Below are 15,998 nucleotides of genomic sequence, written 5' to 3'. Positions count from 1 at the left end.
GGGCCATGCGAACCGCGCCGACGCGATACCCTCGACACATGCCGGAAACATCTGCCGATTCGGGCGCGCCCGCAATCGATCACAAGCCCCGTTCTCGCACCGTCACCGATGGCATCGAAGCCACGACGAGTCGCGGTATGCTGCGCGCCGTCGGCATGGGCGACGCCGACTGGGACAAGTCGCAGATCGGCATCGCCAGCTCGTGGAACGAGATCACCCCCTGCAACCTGAGCCTGGGGCGTCTCGCGCAGGCAGCCAAGGAGGGCGTGCACTCCGGCGGGGGATACCCGCTGCAGTTCGGCACCATCTCCGTCTCCGACGGCATCTCGATGGGCCACGAAGGCATGCACTTCTCGCTCGTCTCGCGTGAGGTCATCGCCGACAGCGTCGAGACCGTCATGCAGGCCGAGCGGCTCGACGGCTCGGTGCTGCTCGCGGGCTGCGACAAGTCGATCCCCGGCATGCTGATGGCGGCGGCGCGACTCGACCTCGCCTCCGTGTTCCTCTACGCCGGATCGATCGCCCCCGGCTGGGTGAAGCTCTCGGACGGCACCGAGAAGGACATCACCATCATCGACTCCTTCGAGGCGGTCGGCGCGGTCAAGGCCGGCAAGATGAGCGAGGCCGACGCCAAGCGCATCGAGTGCGCCTTCGCGCCCGGTGAGGGTGCCTGCGGCGGCATGTACACCGCCAACACGATGGCCTCCGTCGCCGAAGCGCTCGGCCTCTCGCTGCCCGGCAGCGCGAGCCCGGCCGCCGCCGACGCGCGCCGCGACTACTTCGCCCACCGCTCTGGCGAGGCCGTCACCAACCTGCTGCGCCTCGGCATCACCGCGCGCGACATCCTCACCAAGAAGGCGTTCGAGAACGCCATCGCGGTCGGCATGGCGCTCGGCGGCTCGACGAACATCGTGCTGCACCTGCTCGCGATCGCGCACGAGGCCGAGGTCGAGCTGACCCTCGACGACTTCAACCGCATCGGCTCGAAGGTGCCGCACATCGGCGACCTCAAGCCCTTCGGCCAGTACGTCATGAACGACGTCGACCGTCACGGCGGGCTGCCGACCCTGATGAAGGCGCTGATGGATGCCGGGCTCATGCACGGCGACGCCCTCACCGTCACCGGCAAGACCCTGGCCGAGAATCTCGCCGAGATGGACATCGACCCGCTCGACGGCAAGGTGCTGCGCGCGCTCGACAACCCGATCCACGCCACCGGAGGCCTGACGATCCTGCACGGCTCGCTCGCCCCGGAGGGTGCGGTCGTGAAGACCGCCGGCTTCGACGCCGAGACCTTCGAGGGCCCGGCGCGCGTGTTCGAGCGCGAGCGCGCCGCGATGGATGCGCTCACCAACGGCGAGATCACCGCCGGCGACGTCGTGGTCATCCGCTTCGAAGGCCCCAAGGGCGGCCCCGGCATGCGTGAGATGCTCGCCATCACCGCCGCCATCAAGGGGGCAGGCCTCGGAAAAGATGTACTACTCTTGACCGACGGCAGATTCTCAGGCGGCACAACCGGCCTGTGCATCGGCCACGTCGCTCCCGAAGCGGTGGACGCAGGTCCGATCGCATTCGTCCGCGACGGTGATCTGATACGGGTCGATATCGCCGCCCGGTCCATTGACCTACTGGTCGACGAGGCCGAGCTGGCAGCCCGCCGCGACGGCTGGGCTCCACTTCCTCCGCGCTATACCCGTGGCGTTCTCGCGAAGTACTCGAAGCTCGTGCATTCCGCTGCGGAAGGCGCGGTCACCGGGTAGCTTGCGCTCCCGATCTGCCGGCCGGCGGATCGATCAGACACTTTTCGAAGGACCTCATCCATGACTGCGGACTCCGCACCGGCCCCGGCAGCGCCGGGCAAGGCCGGCCCGCCCGAGCTCACCGGCTCGGGGCAGATCCTCGCCTCGCTCGAAAAGCTCGGCATCACCGACGTCTTCGGACTTCCCGGCGGCGCCATCATGCCGTTCTACGACGAGCTGATGGCCTCCACCGCGATCCGGCACATCCTGGTGCGCCACGAGCAGGGCGCCGGCCACGCGGCCGAAGGCTACGCCTCGGCCTCCGGCAAGCTCGGCGTCTGCATCGCCACCTCGGGCCCCGGCGCCACGAACCTCGTCACGGCGATCGCCGACGCCTACATGGACTCGGTGCCGCTGTTGGCGATCACCGGCCAGGTGTTCTCCACCTCGATGGGAACGGATGCGTTCCAGGAGGTCGACATCGTCGGCATCACGATGCCGATCACCAAGCACTCGTTCCTGGTGACCAAGCCCGAAGATGTGCCCGGCGTGCTTGCCGCGGCCGTCGAGATCGCCACCACCGGCCGCCCCGGCCCGGTGCTCGTCGACATCACCAAGGACGCGCAGCAGAAGTCGGCGCCGTTCATCTGGCCGCCCAAGGTCGAGCTGCTCGGCTACCGCCCGGTGACCAAGGCGCATGGCAAGCAGATCGTCGCCGCCGGCGAGATGCTCGCCGCCGCGAAGAAGCCGATCCTGTACGTGGGCGGCGGAGTGATCCGCGGCCGTGCCGAGAAGGAGCTGCTGAAGCTCGCCGAGAAGACCGGCACCCCCGTCGTCACGACGCTCATGGCGCGCGGCGCGTTCCCCGACTCGCACCCGCAGCACCTCGGCATGCCCGGCATGCACGGCACGGTGCCCGCGGTGCTCGGCCTGCAGGAGAGCGACCTGATCATCGCGCTCGGTGCGCGGTTCGACGACCGCGTCACCGGCAAGGTGGCCGACTTCGCCCCCGAGGCGAAGGTCGTGCACGTCGACATCGACCCGGCCGAGATCGGCAAGATCCGCACCGCCGATGTGCCGATCGTCGGCGACGTGAAAGAGGTGCTGCCCGAGCTGCTGGCGGCCTACACCGCCGCGTCGAAGAACGTCACCCCCGACTACTCGGAGTGGTGGACGCGTCTCAACCAGCTGACGGCGAACTTCCCGCTCGGCTTCGTCGACGACCCCGACGACGGGCTGCTCGCCCCGCAGGGCATCATCCAGCGCATCGGCGAGCTCTCCGGCCCGGAGGCGATCTACGCCGCCGGCGTCGGCCAGCACCAGATGTGGGCCGCGCAGTTCATCAAGTACGAGCGGCCGATGTCGTGGCTGAACTCCGGCGGCGCCGGAACGATGGGCTACTCGGTGCCCGCCGCGATGGGCGCCAAGGTGGCCCAGCCGGACCGCCTGGTGTGGGCGATCGACGGCGACGGATGCTTCCAGATGACCAATCAGGAGCTCGCCACCTGCACGATCAACGACATCCCGATCAAGGTCGCGATCATCAACAACTCGAGCCTCGGCATGGTGCGCCAGTGGCAGACGCTGTTCTACGACGGCCGTCACTCGTTCACCGACCTCAACACCGGCTCGACCTCGGCCACCGAGCAGACCCGCATGGTGCCCGACTTCGTGAAGCTCGCCGAAGCGTACGGTGCCCTCGGCATCCGCGTCACGAAGCCCGAAGAGGTCGATGCGGCGATCAAGCTCGCGATCGAGACCAACGACCGGCCCGTCGTCATCGACTTCGTGGTCAGCCGCGACGCGATGGTGTGGCCGATGGTGCCGCAGGGCGTCGGCAACTCGCAAGTGCAGTACGCCCGAGATCACGCTCCCGAGTGGGAGGAGGAGTAAGCCATGTCGCGTCACGTTCTCTCCCTGCTCGTCGAAGACAAGCCCGGCCTGCTGACCCGCGTCGCGGGACTGTTCGCCCGCCGCGGCTTCAACATCGAGTCGCTCGCGGTCGGCCACTCCGAGCTGGAGGGCCTCAGCCGCATCACCGTCGTGGTGGATGTGGACGCCCTCCCGCTGGAGCAGGTCACCAAGCAGCTGAACAAGCTGATCAACGTGGTCAAGATCGTCGAGCTCGACCCGACACAGGCGGTCGAGCGCGAGCACCTGCTGATCAAGGTCCGCGTCGACAACACGACCCGCTCGCAGATCCTCGAGGCGGTGAACCTGTTCCGCGCGCGCGTTGTCGACGTGGCACCGGATGCGCTGGTCATCGAGGTGACGGGCGACTCGGGCAAGGTGCAGGCCTTCCTGCGCGTGCTCGAGCCCTACGGGATCAAGGAGCTCGCGCAGTCGGGCCTCCTCGCCATCGGTCGCGGTGCGAAGAGCATCAGCGAGCGCGTCCTCAAGAACTGAAAACCCAGCTGGTTGAGGAGCGGCCGAAGGCCGCATATCGAGACCAGCACCCCGTACGACGGGTTCCGATACGCCCGCTCGCGGGCTGCTCGACCCACACAAGAAGAAAGAGAAACCCCCTCATGGCAGAGCTCTACTACGACAAGGACGCCGACCTCTCCCTCATCCAGGGCAAGAAGGTCGCGATCGTCGGCTACGGATCGCAGGGCCACGCCCACGCGATGAACCTCCGCGACTCGGGCGTCGAGGTCAAGATTGGTCTGAAGGACGGCTCGAAGTCGGCCCCCAAGGCCACCGAAGAGGGCTTCGAGGTGCTCAGCGTCGCCGACGCCGCCGAGTGGGCCGACGTCATCATGATCCTCGCGCCGGACCAGCACCAGCGCGCGATCTACAACGAGAGCATCAAGGACAAGCTGACCGCGGGCAAGACCCTCGCCTTCGCGCACGGCTTCAACATCCGCTTCGGCTACATCGAGGCGCCGTCCGACGTCGACGTGATCCTCGTCGCCCCGAAGGCCCCGGGCCACACGGTGCGTCGCGAGTACGTCGCCGGCCGTGGCATCCCGGACATCATCGCGGTCGAGAACGACGCCTCGGGCCAGGCCTGGGACCTCGCGAAGTCGTACGCGAAGGCGATCGGCGGCACCCGCGCCGGCGTCATCAAGACCACCTTCACCGAAGAGACCGAGTCGGACCTGTTCGGCGAGCAGGCCGTGCTCTGCGGCGGCACGTCGCAGCTGGTGCAGTACGGCTTCGAGACCCTCGTCGAGGCGGGCTACCAGCCCGAGATCGCCTACTTCGAGGTGCTTCACGAGCTGAAGCTCATCGTCGACCTGATGTGGGAGGGCGGCATCGCCAAGCAGCGCTGGTCGGTCTCCGACACGGCCGAGTACGGCGACTACGTCTCCGGCCCGCGCGTCATCGACCCGAGCGTCAAGGAGAACATGCAGGCCGTTCTCGCCGACATCCAGTCCGGTGCGTTCGCGAAGCGCTTCATCGACGACCAGGACGCCGGCGCGCCCGAGTTCATGTCGCTGCGCGAGAAGGGTGCCCAGCACCCGATCGAGAAGACCGGCAAGGACCTCCGCGCCCTCTTCGCGTGGAAGCAGCAGGACGCCGACTACACCGACGGCTCCGCCGCCCGCTAGTTTTTGGCGCCAGGGATGCATCCCTGACGTAAGGGAGTGCCGCGCGCGGCACTCCCTTACGTCATTTCGGCGTCCGTTGGGTGCGTGCTCCCGTCACGGGTTCGCGGATGCGAAGGCGGCCTGTGCTCGCGGGATGTCGGCAGGGATGCATCCCTGACCCAACCGTGTGACGCGCGCGGCACGCGGCGGCGCCCGGGATGCATCCCGCGCGCCCACAGGGGGTTAGGCGCCGCCGAAGCGCTCGGCTCGGATTTGGGCGGGGTCGTGGCCGGCCTCCACGAGCCACATGGAGACCATCTCGACGAAGGGCGTCGGGCCGCAGAGGTAGATGCGGGGCATCTCCTCCGGCGGGATGCTGTGATCGGCGAGCGCCTCGCGCGTGATCCGCGCGGGGGCCGTCGGCCAGCCGTCCGGCGCCTCGCGCGTGTAGATGTAGTCGACCTCGAGCGGTCCCGGGCAGCGCCCCGCCGCCTCGGCCAGCTCCTCGCGGAAGAACACGTGCGCGGGGTCGCGCACCGAGTACAACAGTCGGAACCGCGTCATGTCGCCCGCCTCGGCATGCGCGGCGGCCATCGCGAACAGCGGCACGATGCCGGAGCCGGCGCCGATCAGCTGCACCGGCGGCAGCTGTGCGCCGTCGCCCTCGGTCGGCGGATGCCAGAGGAAGAACCGCCCCAACGGCCCGTGCACCTCGAGCTGGTCGCCGACCCGCAGCTCGTCGACGAGGAACGGCGAGACCTCGCCGTACTCGAGCCGGTCGACGACGAGGGTGAGGCGGGTCGCGGCCCCCGCCGACGCGATCGAGTACGCGCGCGAGGCCTGATAGCCGTCGGGCGCCGTCAGCCGGATGTCGAGGTGGGCTCCGGCATCGTTGCCCGGCCAGGTGGGCACGTCGAGCACCAGTCGGCGCGAGTTCGGCGTCTCGGGCGAGGTCTCGGCCACGGTCGCCAGGTGCCAGGCCGCGCGGTGCACCGCGATCCGGTCGGTGACCTTCATCGTCGGATCACCAGTACCGCTCCTCCTGCCACGGGTCGCCGTGCAGGTGGTAGCCGTTCTGCTCCCAGAAGCCGGGGTCGTCGCGCGGCATCATCACCAGCCCGCGGATCCACTTGGCGCTCTTCCAGAAGTACAGGGCGGGCACGAGCAGTCGCGCGGGGCCGCCGTGCTCGGGGCTGAGCGGCTCGCCCTCGGCTTCGGTTGCGATCCAGGCCTGCCCGTCGAGCAGCTCATCGAGCGGAATGTTGGTGGTGTAGCCGCCGTAGCTGTGCGCCATCACGTAGTCGTAGCTCGACTCGACGTTCTCGAAGAACTTGTCGAGACTCACGCCACGCCAGGCCATGTCGAGCTTCGTCCAGTGGGTCACGCAGTGGATGTCGGTCTGGATGTCTTCGACGCCGAGCGCGAGCATCTCGTCCCAGGTCCACACGTGCTTGGCCCCGGTCTCGTCGGCGATCGTGAACGTCCAGTCCTCGGTCTCGAGCTGCGGGGTGGCGCCCGCGGAGAGCACCGGCCAGTCTTCGACGAGCGTCTGCCCGGGTGGGAGTCGGGGGTCGCGGTCGCCGCCGCGACCGGTGAAGCCTCGTGTGATGAACGACATGCGCATCCTCCCGAAACATGAGCGAACTCTGGGTTCAGAGTAGACCGCACGGCGAGCATTGTCAGGAGCGGCGACCCTAGGCTGGTGGCATGACTTCTCTCGGGCTCGGGATGCCGGCGGTGCGCCGCGACCCGAGTGCGGCGCCGTCGACGGCGGGACGCCCCGACACGGATGCGCTGATCGACCGCTTCGGACGCGTCGCGCACGACCTGCGGGTCTCGATCACCTCCGCCTGCTCGCTGCGCTGCACCTACTGCATGCCCGCCGAGGGTCTGCCCGTGATCCCGAAGAACGAGCTGCTGAGCGCCGCCGAGATCGCCCGGCTGGTCGGCATCGCGGCGCGCGACCTCGGGGTGCGCGATGTGCGCTTCACGGGCGGCGAGCCGTTGACCCGCGCCGACCTGGTGGAGATCATCGCGCTGTCGCGCGCGGCTGCGCCCGGGGCGTCGCTCGCGATGACGACGAACGCGATCGGTCTCGACAAGCGCGCGGCGGCGCTGCGCGACGCGGGCCTCGACCGAATCAACGTCTCCCTCGACACGATCGACCGCGCCCACTTCGAGCGCCTCACCCGGCGTGACCGGCTTCCCGCGGTGCTGCGCGGCATCGCGGCGGCGCACGCGGCGGGCCTCGGCCCGCTCAAGGTGAACGCGGTGCTCATGCGCGAGACGCTCGGCGACGCCCCCGCGCTGCTCGACTGGGCGATCGAGCACGGGGCCCGGCTGCGCTTCATCGAGCAGATGCCGCTCGATGCCGACGAGGCCTGGCAACGCGCCAACATGGTGCCCGCCGCCGAGCTGCTCGAGGTGCTCGGCACCCGTTTCCGGCTCACCGAGGTGGGGCGCGAGGATCCGTCCGCCCCCGCCGAGGAGTGGCAGGTGGATGAAGGACCGGCCACCGTCGGCATCATCGCCTCGGTCACGCGCTCCTTCTGCGCCGCCTGTGACCGCACCCGACTGACCGCCGAGGGCACCGTCCGCTCGTGCCTGTTCGGCGACGACGAGACCGACCTGCGCGCGCTGCTGCGCGGCGGCGCGAGCGACGCCGAGATCGCCGACCGCTGGCGGGCGGCGATGTGGGGCAAGCAGGCCGGGCACGGAATCGACGCGGCCGACTTCGCGCGGCCGGTGCGGTCCATGGGGGCGATCGGGGGATGACGGCGGTGCGCTCGATTGCCGTGCGCTATTTCGCGGCGGCCGCGGACGTCGCCGGTCGCGAGGACGAGACGCTCGTGCTGCCGGCCGCGGCGACCGTCGGGCATCTGCGCGCAGCGCTGCGCGAGCGCTACGGGGCCGAGATGGACCGGGTGATGACGGCCGGATCCTTCCTCGTCGATGGGGTCGTCTCGCGCGACGACGCGCGCACTCTCGGCGACGCGGTGGACGTGCTGCCGCCGTTCGCCGGCGGCTGAAGGCTCAGTCGAGCACGCCGCGCAGCTTGTGCCCGGTGGCGATCTGCTCGCCCGAGATGCCGCCCGCGAAATGCGACGTCAGGAACACGATGAGTGCCGCGACCTCCGCGTAGGTCGACTCGCCCGGGAGGCCGCGGCCCGGCGACGCGTGCTCCGTCTCGTCGCGCACCGGGCCCGGGTTCACGACGTTGACGGTCACGCCGGTGCCGGCGGCGGCATCCGCGAGCGACTTCGCGATCGTGTTCAGCGCGACGTTGCGCACCGAACCGGTCATCGTCGTCGTCATGCGCGCGATCTGACCGCTCACGCCGACGATGCGCCCGTACCTGGCGGCCGTCATGTGCGGCAGCAGCGCGTTGGCGACGCGCAGGAAGCCGAGCGCCTTGCCGTCGATCGCCTCGACGAGGTGGGCGGGCTCGTGATCCCGGCTCGCGTCGAGGCTCCCGGCGGGCGGCGCCGCGGTCAGCACGGCGACGTCGATGCGCCCGTGGCGGGCAAGCACCTCGTCGATCGCGGATGTCACCGAGGCGTCGTCGGCGGCGTCGAGCACCACCGAGTCGACCCCGAGCTCGGCCGCGAGAGCGGAGAGCTTCTCTGCGTTGCGAGCCGCGAGCACCACCGTCGCCCCTTCGTCGACGAGCTGGCGCGCGGTGGCGGCGCCGATGCGGCCGGTTCCGCCGACGACGAGGGCGACACGATTCTGCAGTCCGAGATCCATGCGTCCATTCTGCCGCGCGCGTGCCCGCCCTGGCGGGACCGCGTCTACAGGCCGACCCACTCCGAGACGCCGTCGACCAGGTGCTGGCGCTTCCAGATCGGCACGCGCTGCTTGATCAAGTCGACCAGGCGCGCGCAGGCGTCGAACGCCTCGGCGCGGTGCGGGGCGGCGACCGCCGCGATGAGCGCGGCATCCCCGATCTCCAGTCGTCCGACCCGGTGCACGGCGGCTACCCGCAGGCCTGTTTCGGCCGCGATCTCGGCGCAGGTCTCGCGCAGAAAGCGCTCCGCCTCCGGGTGGGCACGGTAGTCGAGGGCGAGCACGCCGTCGCCGTGATCGTGATTGCGGATCACTCCGGCGAAGCAGACCACGGCGCCGTCGGCGGCGGTCACCACCGAGTCCTCGATCCGGGCGCGGTCGAGCACGTCTTCGGTGACCTGCGCGAGCGCGACGAGGCCGGGTGCGTCGTCGGCCGCGCGTGCGCCGTCAGTCATGGTCGCCGCCGGCGAGTTGATCGAGCAGGTGCGGCAGCAGCGGTTCGAGCACGGCGAGCCCGTCGCGCACGCCGCCGGCGGAGCCGGGCAGGTTCACGATGAGCGTCGAGCCCGCGACGCCCGCGAGGGCGCGGCTGAGTGCGGCGGTCGGGGTGGCGGCGCGGCCCGCGGCGCGCAGGGCCTCGGCGATGCCGGGGAGTTCGCGGTCGAGCACGGCGGCGGTCGCCTCCGGCGTGCGGTCGGTGGGCGAGATACCGGTGCCGCCGGTGGTGAGGATGAGCGCCGGTTTCTCGGCCAGCGCCTCGGCGAGGGCGGCCGGGAGGTCGGCGTCGGCGACGATGCGCGGGGGAGCGGCGGTGAAGCCGTGGGTGTCGAGCCAGGCGGCGATCAGCGGGCCGGTCGTGTCGTCGCGAGTGCCGGCGGCGGCGCGGGTGGAGGAGACGAGGGTGAGGGCAGTGGGTCGAGTAGCCGACGGAGTCGGCGTATCGAGGCCCGCGGATGCGCCGAGCGGTTTCGATACACGATCCTGCGGATCAGGTCTCGATACACCGCCTTCGGCGGCACTCGACCCGCCTTCGGCGCTCAACCCGCTGGACTCGCGGGTCCAGTGGCCGTGCTTGCCGCCGGTCTTCTCGAGCAGCCGGATCTCGCCGAGCTCGGCGAGCGGGTCGACCGCCTTGATCATGTCGTGCAGGGTGAGCCCGGCGACGGCGACGGCCGTGAGCGCCTCCATCTCGACCCCGGTGCGTCCGGTGACGGCGGCGGTGGCGCGGATCTGGATCTCGCGCTCGCCGAGCTCGAAGTCGACGTCGACCGAGTCGAGTCCGAGCGAGTGGGCGAGCGGAATCAGCTCGTCGACGCGCTTGGCGCCCTGGATGCCCGCCAGCCGCGCGGTCGCCAGCACGTCGCCCTTCGGCATCCCCTCGCCGCGGATCAGGCCGATCACCTGGGGGCTGGTCAGAAGCCGGCCGCCCGCGAGCGCGACGCGGCGGGTGATCGGCTTGGCGCCGACGTCGACCATGTGCGCCTGACCGGCGGCGTCGAGGTGGGTGAGCTTTGGCTGGGTCATAGTTCGACAGTCTCCACGATGTCGCCGGGGTCCAGGCGGGTCACGTGCTCCGGCACGACGATCAGCAGCTCGGCGGCGGCCAGCGCGGCCACCAGGTGCGAGCCGGGGCCCGCGACGGTCGCGACCCCGGCGGCGCTTCGGACCCCGCGCAGATACTGGCGCTTGCCGGCGATCGAGTCGAGCGCGTGCGCGACCGGCTCGCGGCCGTGCACCGCTGCCGGCAGTGCGGCGATCTCGCGCAGCACGGGCGCGGCGAACAGCTCGAACGACAGCTGTGAGCTGACGGGGTTGCCGGGGAAGCACAGCACCGGGATGCCCTCCCACTCCGCGGTGCCCTGCGGTCCGCCCGGCTGCATCGCCACGCTTCCGACGAGGGCGCCGCGCGGCTCGAGCACCTCGCGCACGACCTCGTGCTCGCCCATGGAGACGCCGCCGCTCGTGACGATCAGCTCGGCACCGGCGTCGCAGGCGGCATCGAGCAGCGCCACGAAGTCGTCGGCGTCATCGCGCACCCGACCGCTCAGCACGACCTCGGCGCCCAGGCTGCGGGCGGCTGCGGCAAGAGCTGGACCGTTGGCGTCGAACAGCTCCCCCGGGCCCGCCACGGTTCCGGGGGCGACCAGCTCGCTGCCGGTCGAGATGATGGCGACGCGCACCCGCGTCTGCACGTCGACGTGGGTGAGTCCGGCAGCGGCGAGCGCGGCGAGGTGGCGCGAGCGCAGGCGGCGCCCGGCGGGCACGAGCTCGGCTCCTGCGGTCAGGTCGGAGCCCGCCTCCCGGACATACAGGCCGGTTGCTGGGGCGACGAGGATGGCGACCTCGGCGCCGCGATCCTCGGTGTCTTCGACGCGCACCACCGCATCCGCGCCCGCCGGAACGGGGGCACCGGTCATGATGCGCACGGCGGTGCCGGGGGAGAGCGGCGCGGGTTCGCCGGCGGCGGCCGCGACCTCGCCGACGAGCGGCAGCAGCACGGGGGATTCGGGTGCGGCGTTCGCGAGGTCGGCGGCGCGGACGGCGATGCCGTCCATCTGCGAGTTGCGGAACAGCGGCAGGGCGACCGGCGAGGTCACCGCGTGGGCGGTCACGCGATCCAGCGCGTCCTCGATCGGCACGCTCTGGTGTGCGCGCTCGCGCACCGGCGCGAGCAGCGCGCGCACGGCGTCGGCGTGCTCCTCGACGGTGCGGCGGAAGGCGGCCGAGCCGGGCATCGTCAGTACCTCGGCATCGCCGGGTCGACGGCGCGGGCGTAGGCGTCGATGCCGCCGGTGAGGTGGCGCACGCGCGTGAAGCCGAGCGTCTGCATCGAGGCGAGCGCCTGCCCGGAGCGCACACCGTGGTGGCAGTAGAGCACGATGTCGGCGTCGCGATCGAGCGGATCGACCCCCGCGAGGATGTCGCGCAGCGGGATGAGCGTCGAACCCGGCAGCGCGACGAAGGAGTGCTCGTGCGGCTCGCGCACGTCGATCAGCATCGGGGGCTCGTCGCTGGCGAGCTCCGCGGCGAGAGCGGGGGAGTCGATCGAGGTGGAGCCGTCGAGCTCGCACTCGGCGGTGCGCTCCTCGATCGAGCCGGGACGCACGACGCCCGGCTCGCGCTCGTAGCGCACCTCACGCATGCTGCCGCTGCGCGCGTCGAAGATGGCGACGCGGCCGAGCAGCGGCTCGCCGATGCCGGTCAGCAGCTTGATCGCCTCCGCCGCCATCACCCCGCCGATGACGGTGCAGACCGGGGGCAGCACGCCGACCAGTTCGCAGCTGAGGCTCTCGGCATCCGGCGCTTCGGGAAAGAGGTCGCGGTAGTCGACGCCGCGCTCGTCCCAGGCGACCCCGGCCTGGCCGGTGTAGCGGACCGCCGAGCCCCACACCAAGGGGATGCCGCGCACCGCCGCGATGTCGTTGCACAGGTAGCGGGTGGGCGCGTTGTCGCTGCCGTCGATCAACAGGTCGGCGTCGAGCAGCAGGTCGAGCGCGTTGCGTCCGGTGAAGCGCTCGGCGACCGGGTGGATGACGGTGTCGGGCGACATCGCTCGCAGCGCCTCGGCCGCCGATTCGACCTTCACCCGCCCGACGTCCTCGGCGCGGTGCAGGGTCTGGCGGTGCAGGTTGCTGACGTCGACGGTGTCGTCGTCGACGATCGTGATCGTGCCGACCCCGGCGCCGACGATCGCGGGCAGCACGGCCGAGCCGAGTCCGCCCGCGCCGACCACGACGACGTGCGCGGCGGCGAGGCGTTCCTGCGCGCTCGCGCCGAAACCCTCGAGGACGCGCTGGCGCGCGAAGCGCGGCGCGGCGGGGTCGAGAGGCATGCAGCGATTCTTCCAGGTCGCGGGTCGTGGCACCGGGTGGGTGCGGTCGTGACGGTGGGCGCGGCGCAGTCCGCGCCCGCTCGAACGCGCGTCGCGCGCCCCTCCTCCGAAAGTCGGCGATCCGGCGTCCATGTCCACGAGTCGTGGACCAACCGCCCGAATCTCCGACTTTGCGCTCGGGTGGCGGGTGTCGCGGTGCGGGTGGGGGTCGCCGGAGGTCGAGGCAGGCCAGTACTTTTCAGCAGATGCGGTTAGATTTGATGAATTGAAACGCAGATGCGGAGATATGCACGAGGAGGGGCGAGATGAGCGAGTTCCGAGTGAGCGAGGCCGCGGCCCTGCTCGGGGTCAGCGACGACACGGTGCGCCGCTGGGGCGACAGCGGGCGTCTGCCGATCCGGCGGGGTGAGAATGGCCGCCAGGTGATCGACGGTGCCGAGCTCGCGCCGCTCATGGCCGAGCTGGCTGCCGAGTCTCCGCTGTCGGATGCCTTCCCCGCCGCCCGCGTCTCCGCCCGCAACCGCTTCACCGGCATCGTCACCGCGGTGACACGCGACGGGGTGATGGCGCAGGTCGACATCCAGGCGGGGCCGTTCCGGGTGGTCTCGCTGATGAGCCGTGAGGCGGCCGACGAGCTCGGGCTCGAGGTGGGCGTGCTCGCGGTGGCGAGCGCGAAGGCAACCGTGGTGACGGTCGAGCGCCCCGAGGAGCGCGCGTGACCCGCGCGACCCGCGGGTTCACGGCCGCCCGCGCCCGCCGCGTTCGTGGCATCGCGCTCGGAGCCGCGAGCGCGCTCCTGCTTGCGGGATGCGCCGCGCCCGCCGAGACCGACGCCGACGAGGGTGCGCCCGGCGGAACCCTGACCGTCCTCGCGGCCGCCTCGCTCACCGAGGTCTTCGACGGGGCGGCCGCCGCGTTCGAGGCCGAGAATCCGGGTGTCGAGGTGATCGTGAGCGTCGGCGGCAGCGGCGCCCTCGCCGAGCAGATCCTCGCCGGGGCGCCCGCCGACGTGCTTGCCGCCGCGAACGAGTCCGCGATGGCGCGCGTGGTCGACGCCGGGCTGGCGGGCGCGGCGCCGATCTTCGCGACCAACACACTCGAACTCGTGGTGCCGGCGGGCAACCCCGCGGGCGTTCGGGGCCTGGCCGACCTCGCCCGCCCTCAGCTCGCGATCGCGCTGTGCGACGAGACCGTGCCGTGCGGCGCCGCGAGCGCCGAGCTGCTCGCGCTCGCCGGAGTGACCGCCGCGCCCGACACCCTCGAATCCGACGTGAAGGCGGTGCTCACCAAGGTGCTGCTCGGCGAGGCGGATGCCGGACTCGTCTACCGCACCGACGTGCGGGCGGCAGGCGCCGCGGTCGTCGGCATCGAGATCCCGGACGCGGCCGCGGTGGTCAACAACTACCCGATCGCTGCGCTCGCCGAGGCACCGAACCCGGATGCCGCATCCGCCTTCGTCGCGTTCGTGCTGTCGGCGGCGGGGCAGGCGCTCCTTCAGGAGGCGGGTTTCGGTGCCCCGTAAGAGCTCCCGGCGCCGCGCACTCCCGCTCCTCGTCGTCGTCGGCGCGGGGCTGGCGCTCGCCCTGCTGGTGCTGCCGCTCGTCGCGCTCGTGCTGCGCGCGCCGTGGGATCGCGTGGTCGAGATCGTGACGGGCGAGGTGGTCGGCCCGGCGCTGGCGCTGTCACTCGGCACCGCCGCGCTCTCGACGTTGATCTCTCTGCTGCTCGGGGTCCCGCTCGCGGTCGTGCTGGCGCGCTCGCACGGCTGGCCGGTGGTGCCGCGGCGCCTGCTGCGCGCGGCGATCACGATTCCGCTCGTGCTGCCGCCGGTGGTCGGCGGCATCGCCCTGCTGCTGCTGCTCGGGCGCAGCGGTGTGCTCGGCGGCTGGCTCGGTGAGCTGGGCATCGGCATCCCGTACACGACGGGCGCGGTCGTGATCGCGCAGGTGTTCGTCGCGATGCCGTTCCTGGTGTTCGCCGTCGAGGGCGCGCTGCTCTCGGCCGACCGGCGCACCGAACTCGCCGCCGCCACCCTGGGGGCGAGCCGCGCGCAGGTGTTCCGACTGGTGACTCTCCCGCTCGTCGGCCCCGGCGTGGCGGCCGGCGCGGTGCTCTGCTTCGCCCGCGCGCTCGGCGAGTTCGGGGCGACGATCACGTTCGCCGGCAGCCTGCCCGGGGTCACCCGCACGCTGCCGATCGCGAGCTACCTGGCGCTGCAGTCCGACCCGGATGCGGCGATCGTGCTGGCGCTGGTGCTGCTCGTCGTGGCGCTCGCCGTCATTCTCGCGCTGCGCGACCGGTGGATGCCGGGGGTGCGCGCGTGAGTGGCGAGACGCCCGCGGGCGGACTCATCGCGCACCTCGAAGCGCACCGCGGCGACGTCGACCTGCGGCTCACCCTGACGGCGACGCCGGGTCGTCCGGTTGCGCTCGTCGGACCGAACGGGGCGGGCAAGTCGACGACGCTCGCGGTGCTGGCGGGTGCGCATCCGCTGGAGGGTGGGCGCATCGAGCTGGCCGGGCGCGTGCTCGCGGGCGACGGCATCGATCTGCCGCCGGAGCGCCGCGGCATCGGTCTCGTGTTTCAGGATTACGTGCTGTTCGGGCACCTCAGCGTCCGTGACAACGTCGGCTTCGCGGTGCGCGTGCGCAGCGGGCGCGCGGCCGGGCGCGCAGCGGCGGAACCGTGGCTGGAGCGCTTCGGGCTCACGGCGCTGGCCGACCGGCTCCCGGCCGAGCTCTCGGGCGGGCAGGCGCAGCGGGTGGCGCTCGCGCGGGCGCTCGCCGCCGAGCCGGGCCTGCTGCTGCTCGACGAGCCGCTGGCGGCGCTCGACGTCGAGGTGCGCGCGGAGGTGCGCGCCGAGCTGGGGGAGCTGCTGCGCGGGCTGCCCATCCCCTCGGTGATCGTCACCCACTCGCGCGCCGATGTGGAGGCGCTCGGCGACGAGGTGCTCGTGCTCGAGGCGGGCACGGTGACGCAGCGCGGTGCGGTGGCCGAGCTGCGCGCGCATCCGGCGACCCCGTACGTCACCCGACTGTTCAGCACCCCGCCCGAGTGACGTGCGGCAGCGCGTGCGCAGAGTGTGCCGTTTCTCCGGAGTTTTCGCGC

Annotated in this window: 17 protein-coding genes; 10 read left to right on the top strand and 7 right to left on the bottom strand. The window is 71.6% G+C overall.

Going from position 1 to position 15,998, the window contains the following annotated elements:
• Nucleotides 1-38: 38 nt before the first annotated feature.
• The 4 genes from ilvD (at nt 39) to ilvC (ending at nt 5,293) form a co-directional block, all read left to right on the top strand.
• On the top strand, nt 39-1,760 hold the full coding sequence (ilvD, locus tag ACR3ZA_RS04970) for a dihydroxy-acid dehydratase (RefSeq protein ID WP_473660724.1): 1,722 nt from the start codon (nt 39-41) through the stop codon (nt 1,758-1,760).
• 60 nt (nt 1,761-1,820) lie between these two features.
• On the top strand, nt 1,821-3,632 hold the full coding sequence (locus tag ACR3ZA_RS04965; protein WP_473660723.1) for an acetolactate synthase large subunit: 1,812 nt from the start codon (nt 1,821-1,823) through the stop codon (nt 3,630-3,632).
• A gap of 3 nt (nt 3,633-3,635) precedes the next feature.
• Complete coding sequence (ilvN, locus tag ACR3ZA_RS04960) at nt 3,636-4,145, top strand: acetolactate synthase small subunit (RefSeq protein ID WP_294181318.1); 510 nt, start codon at nt 3,636-3,638, stop codon at nt 4,143-4,145.
• Nucleotides 4,146-4,267: 122 nt separating this feature from the next.
• On the top strand, nt 4,268-5,293 hold the full coding sequence (ilvC, locus tag ACR3ZA_RS04955) for a ketol-acid reductoisomerase (protein ID WP_473551126.1): 1,026 nt from the start codon (nt 4,268-4,270) through the stop codon (nt 5,291-5,293).
• A gap of 222 nt (nt 5,294-5,515) precedes the next feature.
• On the opposite strand, the gene ACR3ZA_RS04950 is transcribed toward ilvC, so the two are convergent.
• Nucleotides 5,516-6,289, bottom strand: coding sequence for an FAD-binding oxidoreductase (locus ACR3ZA_RS04950; RefSeq protein ID WP_473660722.1), 774 nt, complete (start codon nt 6,287-6,289; stop codon nt 5,516-5,518).
• Between the two features lie 7 nt (nt 6,290-6,296).
• Nucleotides 6,297-6,890: a molybdopterin-dependent oxidoreductase gene (locus ACR3ZA_RS04945; RefSeq protein WP_473660721.1), complete on the bottom strand. Its 594-nt coding sequence runs from the start codon at nt 6,888-6,890 to the stop codon at nt 6,297-6,299.
• An 89-nt stretch (nt 6,891-6,979) separates the two neighbouring features.
• Here ACR3ZA_RS04945 and moaA point away from each other — a divergent pair, with 89 nt between their 5' ends.
• Both moaA and ACR3ZA_RS04935 read left to right on the top strand, forming a co-directional pair.
• Nucleotides 6,980-8,047 (top strand): GTP 3',8-cyclase MoaA, encoded by a 1,068-nt coding sequence (gene moaA, locus ACR3ZA_RS04940; protein WP_473660719.1) that lies wholly within the window; start codon nt 6,980-6,982, stop codon nt 8,045-8,047.
• Nucleotides 8,044-8,301 (top strand): MoaD/ThiS family protein, encoded by a 258-nt coding sequence (locus tag ACR3ZA_RS04935; RefSeq protein ID WP_473660717.1) that lies wholly within the window; start codon nt 8,044-8,046, stop codon nt 8,299-8,301. Before moaA ends, ACR3ZA_RS04935 begins: the two co-directional genes overlap by 4 nt.
• Before the next feature lie 4 nt (nt 8,302-8,305).
• Here ACR3ZA_RS04935 and ACR3ZA_RS04930 read toward each other — a convergent pair whose 3' ends face one another.
• Genes ACR3ZA_RS04930 through ACR3ZA_RS04910 form a run of 5 tightly spaced genes read right to left on the bottom strand, consistent with a single transcriptional unit; the run spans nt 8,306 to nt 12,890 of the window.
• Nucleotides 8,306-9,019, bottom strand: coding sequence for an SDR family oxidoreductase (locus tag ACR3ZA_RS04930; protein ID WP_473660716.1), 714 nt, complete (start codon nt 9,017-9,019; stop codon nt 8,306-8,308).
• 44 nt (nt 9,020-9,063) lie between these two features.
• Complete coding sequence (locus ACR3ZA_RS04925) at nt 9,064-9,513, bottom strand: molybdenum cofactor biosynthesis protein MoaE (RefSeq protein ID WP_473660715.1); 450 nt, start codon at nt 9,511-9,513, stop codon at nt 9,064-9,066.
• Entirely contained in the window at nt 9,506-10,582 is a 1,077-nt protein-coding gene (gene moaCB, locus ACR3ZA_RS04920; RefSeq protein WP_473660713.1) for a bifunctional molybdenum cofactor biosynthesis protein MoaC/MoaB, read from the bottom strand. The genes ACR3ZA_RS04925 and moaCB overlap by 8 nt, the downstream gene beginning before the upstream one ends.
• Nucleotides 10,579-11,793 carry a molybdopterin-binding protein gene (locus ACR3ZA_RS04915; RefSeq protein ID WP_473660712.1) on the bottom strand — a complete coding sequence of 405 codons (1,215 nt, stop codon included), beginning with the start codon at nt 11,791-11,793 and terminating at the stop codon, nt 10,579-10,581. The genes moaCB and ACR3ZA_RS04915 overlap by 4 nt, the downstream gene beginning before the upstream one ends.
• A 2-nt stretch (nt 11,794-11,795) precedes the next feature.
• Nucleotides 11,796-12,890, bottom strand: coding sequence for a ThiF family adenylyltransferase (locus tag ACR3ZA_RS04910; protein WP_473660710.1), 1,095 nt, complete (start codon nt 12,888-12,890; stop codon nt 11,796-11,798).
• Nucleotides 12,891-13,195: 305 nt separating this feature from the next.
• On the opposite strand from ACR3ZA_RS04910, the gene ACR3ZA_RS04905 reads away from it, so the two are divergent.
• The 4 genes from ACR3ZA_RS04905 to ACR3ZA_RS04890 are packed head-to-tail and all read left to right on the top strand — an operon-like array spanning nt 13,196 to nt 15,948.
• A complete protein-coding gene (locus ACR3ZA_RS04905) occupies nt 13,196-13,609 on the top strand; it encodes a TOBE domain-containing protein (protein ID WP_473660709.1) in 414 nt (137 codons plus the stop codon).
• Nucleotides 13,606-14,412: a molybdate ABC transporter substrate-binding protein gene (gene modA, locus ACR3ZA_RS04900; protein ID WP_473660708.1), complete on the top strand. Its 807-nt coding sequence runs from the start codon at nt 13,606-13,608 to the stop codon at nt 14,410-14,412. The genes ACR3ZA_RS04905 and modA overlap by 4 nt, the downstream gene beginning before the upstream one ends.
• A complete protein-coding gene (locus tag ACR3ZA_RS04895; protein ID WP_473660707.1) occupies nt 14,402-15,214 on the top strand; it encodes an ABC transporter permease in 813 nt (270 codons plus the stop codon). Before modA ends, ACR3ZA_RS04895 begins: the two co-directional genes overlap by 11 nt.
• Entirely contained in the window at nt 15,211-15,948 is a 738-nt protein-coding gene (locus ACR3ZA_RS04890; protein ID WP_473660705.1) for an ATP-binding cassette domain-containing protein, read from the top strand. The genes ACR3ZA_RS04895 and ACR3ZA_RS04890 overlap by 4 nt, the downstream gene beginning before the upstream one ends.
• Nucleotides 15,949-15,998: the final 50 nt, after the last annotated feature.

The sequence above is a fragment of the Herbiconiux sp. J20-20 genome (assembly GCF_057365085.1).
Note: the sequence above shows the minus strand (reverse complement) of the source record. Positions and strands in the feature narration are given on the sequence as shown.

Excerpts from the sequence above, each read along its gene's own strand:
- ilvD (WP_473660724.1), top strand. The coding sequence starts at position 39 with ATGCCGGAAACATCTGCCGATTCGGGCGCGCCCGCAATCGATCACAAG.
- ACR3ZA_RS04965 (WP_473660723.1), top strand. The coding sequence starts at position 1,821 with ATGACTGCGGACTCCGCACCGGCCCCGGCAGCGCCGGGCAAGGCCGGC.
- ilvN (WP_294181318.1), top strand. The coding sequence starts at position 3,636 with ATGTCGCGTCACGTTCTCTCCCTGCTCGTCGAAGACAAGCCCGGCCTG.
- ilvC (WP_473551126.1), top strand. The coding sequence starts at position 4,268 with ATGGCAGAGCTCTACTACGACAAGGACGCCGACCTCTCCCTCATCCAG.
- ACR3ZA_RS04950 (WP_473660722.1), bottom strand. The coding sequence starts at position 6,289 with ATGAAGGTCACCGACCGGATCGCGGTGCACCGCGCGGCCTGGCACCTG.
- ACR3ZA_RS04945 (WP_473660721.1), bottom strand. The coding sequence starts at position 6,890 with ATGTCGTTCATCACACGAGGCTTCACCGGTCGCGGCGGCGACCGCGAC.
- moaA (WP_473660719.1), top strand. The coding sequence starts at position 6,980 with ATGACTTCTCTCGGGCTCGGGATGCCGGCGGTGCGCCGCGACCCGAGT.
- ACR3ZA_RS04935 (WP_473660717.1), top strand. The coding sequence starts at position 8,044 with ATGACGGCGGTGCGCTCGATTGCCGTGCGCTATTTCGCGGCGGCCGCG.
- ACR3ZA_RS04930 (WP_473660716.1), bottom strand. The coding sequence starts at position 9,019 with ATGGATCTCGGACTGCAGAATCGTGTCGCCCTCGTCGTCGGCGGAACC.
- ACR3ZA_RS04925 (WP_473660715.1), bottom strand. The coding sequence starts at position 9,513 with ATGACTGACGGCGCACGCGCGGCCGACGACGCACCCGGCCTCGTCGCG.
- moaCB (WP_473660713.1), bottom strand. The coding sequence starts at position 10,582 with ATGACCCAGCCAAAGCTCACCCACCTCGACGCCGCCGGTCAGGCGCAC.
- ACR3ZA_RS04915 (WP_473660712.1), bottom strand. The coding sequence starts at position 11,793 with ATGCCCGGCTCGGCCGCCTTCCGCCGCACCGTCGAGGAGCACGCCGAC.
- ACR3ZA_RS04910 (WP_473660710.1), bottom strand. The coding sequence starts at position 12,890 with ATGCCTCTCGACCCCGCCGCGCCGCGCTTCGCGCGCCAGCGCGTCCTC.
- ACR3ZA_RS04905 (WP_473660709.1), top strand. The coding sequence starts at position 13,196 with ATGAGCGAGTTCCGAGTGAGCGAGGCCGCGGCCCTGCTCGGGGTCAGC.